Source organism: Lysinibacillus sp. NPDC093688 (assembly GCF_050280145.1).
GTDB lineage: Bacteria > Bacillota > Bacilli > Bacillales_A > Planococcaceae > Lysinibacillus > Lysinibacillus xylanilyticus_B.
This window is the reverse complement of the sequence record NZ_JBNNUX010000012.1, coordinates 79,561-94,440: the sequence shown is the minus strand read 5'-3', so window position 1 is coordinate 94,440 and position 14,880 is coordinate 79,561. Positions and strand designations below refer to the sequence as shown.

The 14,880-nt window shown below is 38.1% G+C and carries 12 protein-coding genes and 1 other annotated feature; of the genes, 7 read left to right on the top strand and 5 right to left on the bottom strand.

What is annotated here, in order from left to right; translation table 11 throughout:
• Positions 1–353: 353 nt before the first annotated feature.
• Positions 354–1,682, top strand: coding sequence for an L-cystine transporter (locus ACQKN2_RS11810; protein WP_323651094.1), 1,329 nt, complete (start codon positions 354–356; stop codon positions 1,680–1,682).
• A gap of 179 nt (positions 1,683–1,861) precedes the next feature.
• On the opposite strand, the gene ACQKN2_RS11805 is transcribed toward ACQKN2_RS11810, so the two are convergent.
• The 3 genes from ACQKN2_RS11805 to ACQKN2_RS11795 form a co-directional block, all read right to left on the bottom strand.
• Positions 1,862–2,176, bottom strand: coding sequence for a hypothetical protein (locus ACQKN2_RS11805; RefSeq protein WP_427415147.1), 315 nt, complete (start codon positions 2,174–2,176; stop codon positions 1,862–1,864).
• A gap of 472 nt (positions 2,177–2,648) precedes the next feature.
• Positions 2,649–3,203: an SLOG family protein gene (locus tag ACQKN2_RS11800; protein ID WP_427415146.1), complete on the bottom strand. Its 555-nt coding sequence runs from the start codon at positions 3,201–3,203 to the stop codon at positions 2,649–2,651.
• 260 nt (positions 3,204–3,463) lie between these two features.
• Entirely contained in the window at positions 3,464–4,636 is a 1,173-nt protein-coding gene (locus ACQKN2_RS11795; RefSeq protein ID WP_427415145.1) for a DUF418 domain-containing protein, read from the bottom strand.
• A gap of 103 nt (positions 4,637–4,739) precedes the next feature.
• Between ACQKN2_RS11795 and ACQKN2_RS11790 the strand changes: the two genes are divergently transcribed.
• Entirely contained in the window at positions 4,740–5,441 is a 702-nt protein-coding gene (locus ACQKN2_RS11790) for a response regulator transcription factor (protein ID WP_427415144.1), read from the top strand.
• Positions 5,438–7,081 carry a sensor histidine kinase gene (locus tag ACQKN2_RS11785; RefSeq protein WP_427415143.1) on the top strand — a complete coding sequence of 548 codons (1,644 nt, stop codon included), beginning with the start codon at positions 5,438–5,440 and terminating at the stop codon, positions 7,079–7,081. The genes ACQKN2_RS11790 and ACQKN2_RS11785 overlap by 4 nt, the downstream gene beginning before the upstream one ends.
• A 124-nt stretch (positions 7,082–7,205) precedes the next feature.
• On the opposite strand, the gene ACQKN2_RS11780 is transcribed toward ACQKN2_RS11785, so the two are convergent.
• Entirely contained in the window at positions 7,206–8,111 is a 906-nt protein-coding gene (locus ACQKN2_RS11780; RefSeq protein ID WP_427415142.1) for a TetR/AcrR family transcriptional regulator, read from the bottom strand.
• 158 nt (positions 8,112–8,269) lie between these two features.
• Here ACQKN2_RS11780 and ACQKN2_RS11775 point away from each other — a divergent pair, with 158 nt between their 5' ends.
• The 4 genes from ACQKN2_RS11775 to ACQKN2_RS11760 all read left to right on the top strand — a co-directional run bounded on the left by ACQKN2_RS11775 (position 8,270) and on the right by ACQKN2_RS11760 (position 13,273).
• Positions 8,270–9,784 carry a DHA2 family efflux MFS transporter permease subunit gene (locus tag ACQKN2_RS11775; RefSeq protein WP_427415141.1) on the top strand — a complete coding sequence of 505 codons (1,515 nt, stop codon included), beginning with the start codon at positions 8,270–8,272 and terminating at the stop codon, positions 9,782–9,784.
• Between the two features lie 601 nt (positions 9,785–10,385).
• Entirely contained in the window at positions 10,386–10,814 is a 429-nt protein-coding gene (locus ACQKN2_RS11770) for a DUF1641 domain-containing protein (protein ID WP_323651041.1), read from the top strand.
• Positions 10,815–10,864: 50 nt separating this feature from the next.
• The gene (locus tag ACQKN2_RS11765) at positions 10,865–12,049 is read left to right on the top strand and encodes an NAD(P)/FAD-dependent oxidoreductase (protein WP_427415140.1); all 1,185 of its coding nucleotides are present in this window, start codon (positions 10,865–10,867) and stop codon (positions 12,047–12,049) included.
• Between the two features lie 747 nt (positions 12,050–12,796).
• Positions 12,797–13,273, top strand: a complete 477-nt coding sequence (locus ACQKN2_RS11760; protein WP_427415139.1) for a hypothetical protein — start codon at positions 12,797–12,799, stop codon at positions 13,271–13,273.
• Positions 13,274–13,281: 8 nt separating this feature from the next.
• On the opposite strand, the gene ACQKN2_RS11755 is transcribed toward ACQKN2_RS11760, so the two are convergent.
• Positions 13,282–14,532 carry an MFS transporter gene (locus ACQKN2_RS11755; protein WP_427415138.1) on the bottom strand — a complete coding sequence of 417 codons (1,251 nt, stop codon included), beginning with the start codon at positions 14,530–14,532 and terminating at the stop codon, positions 13,282–13,284.
• A gap of 67 nt (positions 14,533–14,599) precedes the next feature.
• Positions 14,600–14,864: a binding site (T-box leader), on the bottom strand.
• Between the last annotated feature and the right edge of the window lie 16 nt (positions 14,865–14,880).

The following is a 14,880-nucleotide window of genomic DNA, read 5'->3' as shown; positions in this document are numbered from 1 at the left end:
GGAGCGTGCCCATAGTCTTTTTTCATAACGGACGCTTTTCACGACGGGGAGATGGGCGGCTTTTACTGTACATATATGATGGCGTCATTTGCTGAAAGAAGTTAAATTTCAATAACAGTTGTGCTACATGCAATTTTTATCAATTTTGGTTTTTAGGGCATAATCTAAAGAAATGAGCCGCTTTACTTTAGGAAATTATTAATCTTAATAAAACTTACTTGAATTATCGGGATTAAGGGTATATAATTCGATTTACATTATAATTAAACGTCTTAGGAGGCTGTCCATTGTCTACATTACAAATTATTCTTAACGTTGCCGTGTTACTCGTGTTCGTTGGAATTTTATATTATATGAATAAAAAGCACGTTAAGTTTTCAAACCGTGTTTTTACTGCGCTAGGCTTAGGTATTGTACTTGGTCTTGGATTGCATTTAATATATGGTATTGATTCTGACGTTTTAGCAAAAACAACAAGTTGGTACAATATTATTGGTACTGGCTACGTTAAATTGCTACAAATGGTTGCAATGCCATTAATTTTTATTTCCATCTTAATAGCCTTTACGAAAATGAAGGTTGGTAAAAACTTCGGGAAAATGGCAGCTCTTATTTTAGCCATTTTAATCGGTACAACTGCTGTTTCAGCTGCTGTCGGTATTTTTTCAGCAACGGTGTTTGATTTAGATGCTTCTCATATTATGCAAGGTGCTGCAGAGGCAGAGCGTGGAGCGTATTTAGAGGAGAAAACTTCTGGATTAACTGCACCAGATTTACCAACACAAATTATTGAGCTATTCCCAGCAAACCCATTCTTAGATTTAACAGGTGCTCGTTCTACATCAACAATCGCTGTTGTCATTTTTTCAGCGTTCTTAGGTTTTGCATACTTACGTGTAGCACGTAAAGATGAAGACACAGCAGCGACTATTAAAAAAGGCTTGGATGCAATCTATGCACTAGTAATGGGCGTTGTAACAATTGTCTTACGTTTAACACCATATGGTATTTTAGCCATTATGGCGCGTACAGTTGCAACATCTGATTTCGGGGCAATCTATAATCTAGGTAAGTTTGTTGTTGCGTCTTACGTAGCATTATTTATCGTGTTATTAGTACACTTATTAATTCTTACTTTAAGTGGTTTAAATCCATTTACGTATTTAAAAAAATCTGCAGAAACATTATTATTTGCCTTCACTTCACGTTCAAGTGCAGGTGCCTTGCCGATGAACATTAAAACACAAACAGGCCGTCTAGGCGTACCTGAAGGTATTGCGAACTTCTCGGGCTCATTTGGTTTATCTATAGGTCAAAATGGCTGTGCTGGTGTTTATCCTGCAATGCTAGCGATCATGATTGCACCGACAGTTGGAATTAATCCACTTGATCCAATGTTTATCATTACTGTTATTGCAGTAGTAGCAGTCAGCTCATTTGGTGTAGCTGGTGTCGGTGGTGGTGCGACATTCGCAGCCATTCTTGTATTATCAGCACTTGATTTACCAATTGCACTTGCGGGTATATTAATTTCCGTTGAGCCATTAATCGACATGGGTCGTACAGCTCTTAATGTAAGTGGTTCAATGACTGCAGGTGTAACAACTGCACGTATTACAAAAGAATTGGACACTGAAATGTACAATGATAAAGAATTAGGTGCTCAAGTATCGGATCTATAAAAAATCAATTTCACCTTGGTGAAATTGTAGCTGACGCCTTGCTTTCGCTACAGAAAAACATTTGCTGAATGAAGATAAAGAGCTACTCTCATTAGAGAGTAGCTCTTTTTTTGGATATAAAAAGTGGGTTGTTATGTAAGAAACAGCCCACTTTAATGATAGGAAATCCAATCATCTCTTTATATTATTTTTACATAAAAATCTTTACCGTTTATAAGCTCGGTCAGTTCAATGTTGTGAATTGTTTTATAGTAATTATAAATATTACGTGCTAACCCAGAGTGTCCATTTAAATATGTTCCCTTTTTAATCTCTTTACCTGGATTATGGAAATCAAAATACAAGCGAGAATTAGGGCACATTGCATCCAAGATTGCTTTAAACTCTTGTTCTTCAATATGAATCCCACGTGTATATTTGCACTCTCTGCGGTACGTATCATGAGAAACATTCACCGGCGACGACTCAAGAACCATTTCGATTTTTTTACTCAAATGTTAGCAGCTCCTTTTTAGAAATTAGCACTAAAGGGTAGAAAAGAAGACGTTTATTTAAAAAAACATTGACCTAATTCTTGATAGGGTCATCACAATAGCGTGTGGTTGATTTCCGTTCCGACTGGGCGCTTTGTTGCTGCCGCTACGTTAGCACTACGCTTTCGCACAGAGCAAAGCTTCCTGGGGGCGTCCGATGAGCCGCTTCACTCGCGCTGCTCGCTGCAGGGTCTCGGGCCAACACGATGTTGGTCACGAAGGCGTTATCACAGGATGTGATGGTTTTAGCCTTCGTTCCCCTATCGCTGATCCCCAAGGAGTCGCCCAGTCTCCGCTACAATCAACTTATATAAAAATGGTATTCCTTTTAACGAATTTCATCTCTAACTTTAGGTGACAAGTTTTATGATTAACATAGGGAAACTTATTTATTTCAGTATATAATTATCAGAAAATTATAGCAATATCTATTCTACCAATCTTGTTGCTGTATTTCTTCTGCTACTACTTGTAAATCATAAGCGGTAATCATTAAAAGTGTATATTCATGTGTCTCCATATATTTTTCTGCTAGACGTTTCATATACTTCGGGGAGCCTTCGTTTTCTTCGTCATAAATTAGCAGCAGACCATCTGTATTTTGGATAATGAATTTATCTTTTTCGATAAATTGCCATGGAGCCTCGTATGGCTTTTTCGTTACACTCGTCACAAAGTCTGCTTGCGCTACTAATGCTTGATATTTTTCTTTTTTATGTTCCTGCCAATTTTTCTCCTGCTCTAAAAAAGGAGTGATAATAGCATATTGTAGATGAGGAAATTCCTTTTTTAACGTAAGAATAACCTCGGCACCCCATGTTTCGACACCTTGCTGACCACTAATAATCACCCATTCTAAACCTTCGTCTATCAATATACGTAGTCGGTTTTCGAGTGCTTTTTTTATGATGGCAATGCCGGGGTGCTTGTCATTGAAAATGCCTAATTCATGTGGTCTATAGCCAGTAATAATAATTCGCTCTAGCAAAAAAACGCCCCCTAAGCTGTATAGTATGTGTAGTCATAGTATACAGTAGGAGGCATGCGAAAACGAATTTCAATATGTTGTTGTAAAGTAATTACTCCATTAACAGCTCGGAAAGCCGAGTGATTAAAATGTGTGGGGGAAAGAAAACAGCACTACTTAATGCCTTACTATGTTAAACAGCAAATAGTGTTAAAACTACAGCAACAGCAGTACAGATTCCTAAAAACCACCATGTATCAGTAAAGTCCTCTTTAGAGTCGCTATTCATGTAAAGTACTCCCTTTCTGCTTTGTTTTTATCTGTCCGTTCCAAGCCCAATTCGTCCATACACGCAGAATAGTTTCAAATGGTCCACGTTTAAATTTCTTGAAATAGGCAAGGCTGAAAACACATTGCAAGCTATACACGGCGATTCCAAATAAAATACCACCAAATACGCCTAGCTTGCCGTATAAGCCTAGACCATATCCATAAAATACTGTTGTACAAATAATGGTTTGCATTAGATAATTAGTTAAAGATAATTTACCGACACTTTCAAAAGCAGGAGCGAGACGTTGTACAGGGCGGGTTTTATATAGTAAAGCAGCAAGGCAGACATAGCCAACCGCTAATAATTCAGATCCACCTGTTAACAAAATTCCGGAAAAATTGCTTTCTATAAAACTTAGACTCTTACAAGCTAGCCCTATTGGAACAAGCAAAGCGCCAAGCTTATACCATTTCTTTTCGTCGTCCATATTCACAAAAGCTTGCTTTTTAGCGAGCCCCATGCCGAAAAGGGTCAATGAAGTGGTATACATTGGTGCGATAAAAATTAATAAGAAAAAGACTAAACCTGCATCATCCAGGCCTGGAGGTAGAGCATTTGCACGGAAATCATAAATGTCTAAGTAACTTCCATTAGCGTATACATTGTCGGCTTTCTCTACATAGGTTGCTATTTCTTTCTGTTCTTTTTTAGTTTCTTCTACGGAAACAAATGATAAGCTGGTAATAAGTAATAAGAAGAAGCCAGCCCAAATGAATAAAGTTTTTGGTTTACGATTAATAAATGGGATTAAGAACAATATCATAAAGCCATAGGAAAATAAAATATCGCCTTCCCATAATAGTGTTGAATGTAGTAAACCTAAGGCTATTAACCCAGTTGCGCGGCGTAAAATGGACCATCGACTCTTATCCTTTTTTCTACGAATAGACTCTATAAGTTTAATAAGAGAGAAGCCGAATAAAATGGTGAAGATCGGCATAAATGAACCTTCTATAAAGATTTTTACAAAATACAAGGCTCCATTATCGAGGGCGGATAAATCTTTTAGTTCATCTTTGCCATACATGCCGAACTGGAAAATCAACAAATTTGCCATTAAGATGCCAAATAAACTAAATCCACGCATTGTATCTATGAAGGTAACACGGTTAGTTGTCATTGCGTTTTATCTCCTTAATTGGTTATCTTATACATAGTGTAGTTGGTAAAGCTTATGGTGAAATAATGAGTACCTTAAAGTAATCTTAAAAGAAGGTGATAGCATGCAAGACGCTTCAATTTTAGTATTAGAGGACGAACGTGCAATTGCAGAAATGATTGAAATTATATTAAGAAAAGAAGGGTTTTTAAACATTACTCTCTGCGAATCCGTTCAAGAAGCAAAAAAGAAAATTGAAATGAAGGTTTTTGATTTTTATCTATTAGATATTATGCTCCCGGATGGTAGTGGACTTGATATGGCGAATATGATTCGAGAGCAAAGTGAAGCACCTATATTCTTTTTAACTGCAAAAGCTAGTGATGCAGATAAGCTTCGTGGTTTTATGAACGGTGCAGACGATTATATTACGAAGCCGTTTAATCCACTTGAGCTTGTTGCGAGGGTGAAGGTCCAGCTTACAAGATATATAAAGAAAAAAGATGTACCCGAAAGTCATTTATTTTCATGCAGTCGATTTACATTCGATATAGATGCGGCAGAGGTGACTGTAAATGGCACAAAGGAAATTATTAGCGGTAGGTTATTTTATTTATTGAAATATTTATGCGAAAATGTGGGGCAAGTATTATCAAAAGAGCAAATTTACGAGCGTGTGTGGGGTGACTGTTTGTTTGATGATAATACCGTGATGGTGCATATTCGAAAACTGCGAGAAAAAATAGAAAAGAACCCAGGTAAACCAACCTGCATTATTACTGTGAGGGGTATTGGTTATAAACTTGTTGGAGATGTTCATTCATGAAGCCAGCTAGAAGATTAACGCTTCGTTTTGTATCTTATTTCATCATTTTTTATTTACTAATCATTACAGGCTTTATTATAAGTTTGGTATTTTTCGCTATCTTTATAAATCGTCATGTCGGTGACGATATTCATATAATGTCTTCCTCCGAAATTAAAGATGATGCTGTTGTAGAAAAAGGGGACTCCATTAAGATTGCTGATTATTTAGTGAAGCGAGCCGAGGAGAACTTAGGACAATTATATTTGTTCAATCAATCGATGGACATTGTTGATTACACGGGAGACACGTGTGAACTATGTAGTATGACAGATAACGAAATAATGACCATTAAACGGCCGGGAATGCACACGTGGGAGATTCCTAAATATCATTTGTTATTCCTTCCGGCTTTACCTGTCCAACCGCTTTTTGAGGAAGTAGTTCAGGATTGGAAGAATAAAAGAGAGATTCCTTCAGAACTGCTCCAACGTTTACAGGATAAGAAAGCCTCAGTTGAAATCTATAATGAGCAGTGGGATCGTGTAGAAGTCATAGGCGAGCGCCATAAAAAACTCCATAAGCCTCAATTGCTGGAAGAGAACTACGATATTTTTGAGTATAAAGAGCTTACGCGAAATGTTGCTTTAGAGGATGGCTCAACACTAGTTGTACGTATGCCTAATCCATCGTATAAGCCATTTGATGAGCCTTTTAATAAAGCAATGGTTTTATTTGTTTCCGTCTTCTTTGGCGGACATATTATATTGTTAATAGGGATCCTCTTTTTATCGGTTAGTATTTCCCGTCAATTTGTTCGTCCGCTTGTTTATGTAATATCTCGTATCGAACTACTAACTCAGTTTGACTACAGGAAAGTAAGAGATAAAAGTATCCATGATCGGAAGACAGGGAAGTTAAAAAGGAAATTTAAGTTATTCCATCCAGTGGATGAATCGATTAATAATTTATCAGATCGTCTTTCCTTCAATGAAAGACAGATTAAACAAGGAGAGCAATTACGTGAGGAATGGATAACAGGCTTATCCCATGATTTAAAGACACCGTTAAGCTCTATTTATGGTTATTCAACAATGCTTGCCTCTAAGGACTATGAGTGGACGAAGGAAGAAATGCGCGTCTTTGCAACTACGATGCAGGAGAAGGCAACGTATATGGATGCCCTTATACAAGACTTAACCTATACGTACCAATTAAAAAATAAAGCGATCCAGCTTGAGAAAGTGTTGATCCCACTCAACGTATGGTTACCTCAATTTGCAGATGAGCAAGTGTCTGTAAATGTTTATGGTGATGTTGTGCTGGAAGCGGACGAGCTTTTATTAAAGCGTATTTTAGATAATCTTATTACCAATGCTAAAAAGTATACGCCTGATGGCACAAAGGTTAACGTAGAAGCGCAAAATATAGGCAAGGAGATTATGCTGACAATTGCCGACCAGGGTCCGGGAATTCCCCAAGAAGAGCTTGATAACCTTTTCGAGCGGTATTATCGAGGTACGAATACTACGGACGATACAGCGGGTACAGGTCTAGGATTGGCTATTACTAAACAGTTAATCGATTTACATGGGGGAACCATTAGTGTCCAATCAGGAGCGGAAGGTACAATTTTTGTATTGAAATTTACATGTAAATAGTAGGTTTTTGGCTAGGGAAAAATCGTAAAATAAAATTATTGTAATAGGATAGAAGCCGAAAAAAGGAGCTATATGGAAAGTCGTGAATGTTTGACTTTCTATATAGCTCCTTTTGTTTATGTGGTTATTTTAAGCAGCGCTCTGATGGTCGCTCAATTTTTACGTAGCGCCATAAGCTATTAGCGATATCACGTGCTTCTTCTGCGTGTACGGTTCCAACGAATGCTTTACGGAAAGGTGTAAGAAGTGATTCGATAATAAAGAGCTTTGGTTTCTCACGCTGTAATTCCTCTAATAAGAATTCCACGTATTCTAACCCTTCTACTGTTTCGTTCTTAGCTAATCCTTTTTTAAAGCCTGTTAATTGTTCGATGACCGTTTCCTTATCAACTGTTTTAAAATTCACGACGTTTTGGATCGTATTGATCATTTCCGTACTAATGATGATTTCTTTTGATTCAAGCATAACGGGTATAATTACGCTAATATTGCGTAATGCTACACGTACAATGGCTTCGCGATTTATATATTTATAGTCAGCAATTAAGACTGCGCGCAATGTAAGGTTAATCATACCAAGTGTCTGCACGGCACATTCATAGCTAATTGGACTAATTTCTTCTCCAAAAACTTGTACAAGTCGACTGGCTAGCCACTCCAACTCTTGTAAATGATAGTTTAAAATTATTTTTTTTAATTCATTATCCCTTGAATGGAAAATCGATTCAAAAATTTGAATTAAATTATGTTCTCGATTGACATACATGAGAACTGCAACTTGCTGTGTTAATACTTCCAAATCAGTAGGATCCTTACCGTAAAGAAGTTCGTGGCGGCGATTACTTGCCTCTTCGCGCCCTTCATCTAATATGGCGATTAAACATTCATTTTTAGAGGGAAAATGATTATAAAATGTGCCCTTTGAAATTTTTGCTGCATTAATGATGTCATTAATCGATGCATCCACGATTCCTTTTTCAATAAAAAGAGCACGGGCAGCTGTAATGATTTGTCTTTTTCTTTTGTTCATAACCTCACCTTTTTTAAAATATTATACTCTTATTCTATATTGAAAACGCCTATATATCAATGTTTTTTAAAATTTATAATCTTAACGGTTGAAAAAAATAGACTACGAGTATAAAATAAGTTTTATCGAAAAAACAAAGAAAGAATTGAGGGATATAAATGAATAGTGAGCAAACATTGAAAAAGCCCCCCTATGGCATGATTAGTATTTTGTTTGTGGGTGCTTTTGTTGCTTTTCTAAATAACACATTGTTAAATGTTGCATTACCAACAATCATGAAAGATTTTGGTATAACGTATTCATCCGTACAATGGCTCGCAACTGGTTATATGCTTGTAAGTGGTATTTTAGTACCGGCTTCAGCATTTTTTGTAACACGCTTTAAAAATAGACATTTATTTATTGCAGCGATGTTAGTCTTTACAATTGGTACGGCTATGGCTGGTTTTGCACCTAACTTCGGTACACTTTTAGCTGGTCGTATGGTGCAAGCAGCAGGTGCTGCAAGTATGTCACCACTTCTAATGAATGTAATGCTGATTAGTTTCCCAAAAGAAAAACGCGGGGCAGCAATGGGTATTTTCGGTCTAGTGATGATTTCTGCACCAGCAATCGGCCCTACATTATCAGGCTATATTGTTGAGCACCATGATTGGCGTATGCTATTCCAAATGATCATTCCGTTTGCTGTCATTAGCTTATTGTTTGGTATTTGGAAATTAGATAACGTAATGGAGACACGTAAAGTTCATTTAGATGTCCCATCAGTACTATTATCAACAATTGCATTCGGTGGTATACTATATGGTTTCAGTGCTGCAGGGGATAAGGGCTGGTCAAGTCCTTGGGTATATGGCACAATTTCAGCGGGCCTTCTTGCTTTAATCATCTTCATATTTAAACAACTACGTATGGATCAGCCTTTACTAGAATTACGTATTTATAAATACCCAATGTTTGCATTGGGATCAGCTATCTCGGTTATCGTCTCAATGGCTATGTTCTCTGGGATGATTTTAACTCCTGCTTATGTACAATCGATTCGTGGAATTGATCCATTTAAAGCAGGCTTAATGATGCTTCCAGGGGCACTTGTAATGGGGATTATGTCGCCGATTACAGGGAAACTGTTCGATAAATTTGGACCGCGTATACTAGCGATTATCGGTTTAACGATTACAACCATTGCGTCATTCGGTTTAACAAAGTTAGAAATAGATTCAAGCTATACATTTATTGTATCCTTGTACACAATTCGTATGTTTGGATTATCAATGGTGATGATGCCGATTATGACAAACGGTTTAAACCAATTACCACAAATGATGAACCCGCATGGTACAGCTATTAATAATACTGTACAGCAAGTGGCGGGGGCGATTGGTAGTGCCGTGATGGTAACGTTCATGAATAACCGTACAAAAGCAAGAGTAGAAGAATTAATTGCAGAAGCAAAAGTCAATGCATCGCAATCAGGTGTCGCATCAACACCAGAACAAATGCAACAAATGCTGGATCAGATAAAGCAAACGGCTTTATTAGATGGTATTACACACTCATTCTTCATTGCAGCTTGTATTACAGTTATTGCACTTGTGCTAGCGTTCTTCTTAAAACGCGTTAAAATTGAAAGCACAGCGACTTCAATGGATTTGAAAAAACCAACTAAATAATTATGATAGTTAGACCTGTTAGTAGAATTTTTCTTCTAACAGGTTTTTTTTGATAAAAGGAAAGGCCAATTGATCGATAAATGAGGCAATTTGGGTGATAAAACGTAATTAGTAGTCGATAAACTTAAAAAGTTGGTCGATAAATCAAAAAATGTAGGCGATAAATTTTTATTTATTAAGTATTACATGCAGGATGCAGGGGAAATTTAAATAGACTAAACGTCCAGAGGCAACCGGAACGGATCCTTCTTTATCAGTAGGGACAAAAAGAAAACTTAACTACGATATATAGTTACAAATCAATGAATTTTGAAAAGATTGTCGAAATTGTGATTTAGCTCATTGAAATAATGTACAAACAGTCTTATAATGGAGGTTGTAACGTCACCAAGACAAGATAGGATGGAATTATGATGCGCTTTTTGCAAAATAAAGTTAACATTGTAATAACAAATTATACGAATTGCTATCCAGTTCTTGAGACTGGTGATTTGTAAGATATACGCGCTGTAACGACTGTTAAGAAGTGCCTTAATGGTCTTTTTTACATGGAAGTAATAAAAATTAAAATAGTGATAGTGATGGCAAAGGAGAGTTCAAAATGTCAGAAACGAATAACCAAACACAGTCTGAACAATTAACTGTGAGTCAAGAACAATTGGATGTGCTAGATCAATTATTAAAGCCTGAGGTTCAGGAATCACTTACAACTTTAGTTGAACAATTACCAAAGTTAACTGAAATGATGACGTTGTTAACAAAATCATATGAGTTTGCTCAAGCTGTTTCAACTGACGAAGTACTGAAAAATGATACTGTTAGTGCGGTAACAGAAATGGCAGGCCCAGTAGTAGGCTCAGCTAAAAACCTTGCAGCTACTGCAATTGAAGCGAAAGACCGTGCGTCTGAAAGCCAAGAAGCGATTGGTTTATTCGGTCTTATGAAAATGTTAAAAGACCCACAAGTTCAAGGTGTTTTCCGTTTTGTTAATGCTTTCTTACAAGTAAACGCTGAACGTAAAGCTAAATAAGACTCGACTTGAGATATATTCAAAACGTACGGACGGAGGATTAATTAATCATGTCAAAAGAAATCGTCATCTTAGGTGCTGGTTACGCTGGCGTTTTAACTGCATTAACTGCACGCAAATATTTATCAGCAGATGAAGCTAAAATTACTGTAGTAAACCAATTCCCAACACACCAAATCATCACTGAACTTCACCGTTTAGCTGGTGGTACTATTGCTGAAGGTGCTGTTGCTTTACCACTTAAAAAAATCTTTAAAGGTTTAGATATTGATTTACAAATTGCTAAAGTAACAAAATTCAATGTAGACAATAAAAAAGTTGACCTAGATACTGGTTATACTTTAAATTACGATACTTTAGTAGTATCTTTAGGTAGCCAAACTGGATTCTTCGGTATCCCAGGATTAGAAGAAAATTCAATGGTACTTAAATCAGTGAACGAAGCAAACAAAATTAACAAACACATCGAAGACCGTATTAAAGCATACGCGCAAACAAAAGACGAAGCAGATGCAACAATCGTTATCGGTGGTGGCGGTTTAACAGGTGTAGAGCTTGTTGGTGAAATCGTGGACAACTTCCCGAAAATCGCAGCAAAACACGGTGTTAACTTTGCTGACCTTAAAATCAAACTTGTTGAAGCGGGTCCAAAAATCTTACCAGTACTTCCAGATGTACTTATCCAACGTGCTACTGAAAGCTTAACAAAACGTGGCGTTGAATTCATTACTAGCACTCCTGTAACAGGTGTTGATGGTAATGTCATCTCTCTTAAAGATCGCGAACCAATCGTTGCCAACACGCTTATTTGGACAGGTGGGGTAGCTCCACTTCCAATGGTAGGCGAGTCTGGCCTTGCAGCAGACCGCGGTAAAGCTACGATTAACGAATTCTTACAATCTACATCTCACGATGACGTATTCGTAATCGGTGACGCATCTGTAGCATTGCCAGCTGATGGTGGACGTCCACTATACGCACCAACTGCTCAAGTTGCATGGCAAATGGGTGAGTGCGCTGGATACAACCTATTCGCACAATACAAAAATCAAGATATGAAACCTTTCTCTGCCATTAACTCTGGTACACTTGCAAGCTTAGGCCGTAAAGACGCTGTTGCGACTATCGGTGCTAGCAACACAGAACTTAAAGGTCTTCCTGCAACACTTATGAAAGAAGCGTCTAACATTCGCTATCTTACACACATTAAAGCGCTATTCGGCTTAGCGTACTAATATTTTAAGGGCATGAATCAATAGTAATATTGAATTCATGCCCTTTTTGTTTTGATAAGGTAAACGGAGATTTTAAGGTGAAGTGAATGCCAGACATTTCAGCCTTAAATTTGGATGGAAGAGTCGAAGCGACGGAAAGCAGAGCCAGGGCGACGGAAAGAACAGTCGAATCGACGGATAGCTGAGCCAGGGCGACGGAAGGAAATCAGAGGGATGGAAAGTAGAGCCAGAGCGACGGAAGGAACAGCTGAAGCGACGGAAGGAAATCAGAGCGACGGAAAGTAGAGCCAGGGCGACGGAAGGAACAGTCAAAGCGACGGAAGGAACAGTCAAAGCGACGGAAAGAACAGCCGAAGCGACGGAAAGAAAGCAGAGCGACGGAAAGAAAGCAGAGCGACGGAAAGCAGAGCCAGAGCGACGGAAGGAACAGTCAAAGCGACGGAAGGAACAGTCAAAGCGACGGAAGGAACAGTCAAAGCGACGGAAAGAAATCAGAGCGACGGAAGGAACAGCCGAAGTGACGGAAAGAACAGTCAGAACGAAGGAAAGAAATCAGAGCGACGGAAGGAACAGCCAAAGCGACGGAAAGAACAGTCAGAACGATGGAAGGCAGAGCCAGGGCGACGGAAGGAAGAGCCGAAGCGACGGATAGAATCGTCAAAGTGGCGGAAAGAAGAGCCAAGGTGACGGAAAGAAATCAGAGCGACGGAAGAAACAGCTGAAGCGACGGATAGAGAGGCCGAAGATGTGGATAGAACCACCAAAGTCGTGGGTAGCCTCGCCCGAATCGTGGATAGAACCGCCAAAATCGTGGATAGCCTCGCCCGAATCGTGGATAGAACCGCCAAAATCGTGGATAGCCTCGCCCGAATCGTGGATAGAACCATCAAAGTCGTGGATAGCCTCACCCGAATCGTGGATAGAACCACCAAATTCGTGGATAGCCTCGCCCGAATCGTGGATAGAACCGCCAAAATCGTGGATAGCCTCGCCCGAATCGTGGATAGAACCGCCAAAATCGTGGATAGAACCATCAAAGTGACGGATAGAATCGTCAAAGTGACGGATAGCAGAGCCAAAGCGACAAATAAAGATATTGATACATCTGTAAAATGCCATTATGTCTTATCCCAACATTTTAGTAGCACCTCTAATAGGAGGTGCTACTATTTTTATAACGCTATTGCTTCCGCGTGTGAAAGCGAAGCGAAAGCAATAAAATAAAATTGCGTCTAGTCATTAATCTTAGAAATATTTCTATAAAATCTGACCTTCGAAGGTTGAACATTAAAAATTAGCAGTACAGATGCTACCACAAACATAATAATGGCTGCACATACAACAACGTATCGAATAGATGTAATTTCAGCGGCAACACCAAAGATGGCAGTGATGATAATAATAAACAAGGCTTCTACAAAACCATAAATACTGCCTATTCTCCCCATGCTATCGACAGGAATATTGTTTTGATAAAACGTATAGAAGCCCGTATTGGCAAAGGCCATCGCAAAGGACAAAATAAAGCATCCTAAAGAAGCGATAAGAAATATATAAGAGGATGTAAAAATTAAATAGCCTAATGCTGTTATTAATGACCCAAAACCTATAAGCCAAGCAGTTGGTATTTTTTCAACGATGGCTGTATTCATTAAAGAACCAACTAATACTCCAACACCTGCTATACCCACCAAAACACCGTATTCACCTTCGGATAATGATAGTACTTGAGTAGCAAAAGCAGCTTCTAAAGAATCCGTCGCTGTCATCATAACAATCATCGCACTAAATAAAAGATAGATCATCATAATATAGGGATTTTTAAGGCTGAATCTTATAACAAGCTTCCAATCATTGAATAATATCTTATAGGAAATTTTCTCATCAACAGCTTTACTAGCCAGCTGTTGATTGGCTTCAACATTAGGCATCCCAAATGTAATACAGGCTGATAAAAATAAAGCAATGGCATTTAAGTAAATTGCCATATTAGGCGTTCCAATCGTAAATAGCAGTCCTGCAATAGCTGGACCAGTTACGAATGCGCCGGAATCAAGTAAGCTACGAAGCGAGTTAAAACGTTTTCTTTGTTCAACGGGTATCAATTTCGTAATGTAGGTCATGGAAGTCGGATGATACATAGAACTAGCCATTGTGATAACAAAGACCATAAAATATATCCAAGTCAAAGTAGAGAAGAAAGGTAGTGTGACAATTAGTAAAGATTCGAAAAGATTGAGAACAATCATGAGATATTTTTTATTTAAACGATCTATCAAACTACCTGACCAAAAACTGGTAAAAAGTGTAGATAACGCTCTAACGATATATAAGCCGGACACAGCAATAGCAGATCCTGTAAGGTTTAAAACAATTAGATTTAAAGCTATAAAATATATCCAGCTTCCAACGCTGGAAACACCAATACTAAACAATAATATAGCCGGATAACGCCACTTTTCTATTAATTTATTCACGCCCATATAAATTCCTCCTTGTAGTTATGACAAGTAACTAAAACAAAAAAATCCCACCCCCAAGACGATTTGTCTTAGGGACGAGATTGTGGAATTTATACTCACGTGGTGCCACCCTAGTTCACTATTATGTTACCATAATAGCCTTTTCAGTACGGCATAAATACTTATGCTTATACTGTTTCTCTGTAACGGGAGTTCCCGTCGCACCATCATTCAAACAGAAATCCAATGCGCTACTCCGAGACTTGTTTCGATAATTCGTTCTTACTCGTTTTCAGAAACCCGAGCTCTCTGGGAAGAACAACCTTATTTACTCTTCTCTTCAATGTATTTTCGATAGTGTAGCATATA

Bases quoted from the DNA above. Each gene is read 5' to 3' on its own strand.
- ACQKN2_RS11755 (WP_427415138.1), bottom strand. From the start codon at position 14,532: ATGGGCGTGAATAAATTAATAGAAAAGTGGCGTTATCCGGCTATATTA.
- ACQKN2_RS11780 (WP_427415142.1), bottom strand. From the start codon at position 8,111: ATGAACAAAAGAAAAAGACAAATCATTACAGCTGCCCGTGCTCTTTTT.
- ACQKN2_RS11810 (WP_323651094.1), top strand. From the start codon at position 354: ATGAATAAAAAGCACGTTAAGTTTTCAAACCGTGTTTTTACTGCGCTA.
- ACQKN2_RS11775 (WP_427415141.1), top strand. From the start codon at position 8,270: ATGAATAGTGAGCAAACATTGAAAAAGCCCCCCTATGGCATGATTAGT.
- ACQKN2_RS11795 (WP_427415145.1), bottom strand. From the start codon at position 4,636: ATGACAACTAACCGTGTTACCTTCATAGATACAATGCGTGGATTTAGT.
- ACQKN2_RS11765 (WP_427415140.1), top strand. From the start codon at position 10,865: ATGTCAAAAGAAATCGTCATCTTAGGTGCTGGTTACGCTGGCGTTTTA.
- ACQKN2_RS11770 (WP_323651041.1), top strand. From the start codon at position 10,386: ATGTCAGAAACGAATAACCAAACACAGTCTGAACAATTAACTGTGAGT.
- ACQKN2_RS11785 (WP_427415143.1), top strand. From the start codon at position 5,438: ATGAAGCCAGCTAGAAGATTAACGCTTCGTTTTGTATCTTATTTCATC.
- ACQKN2_RS11790 (WP_427415144.1), top strand. From the start codon at position 4,740: ATGCAAGACGCTTCAATTTTAGTATTAGAGGACGAACGTGCAATTGCA.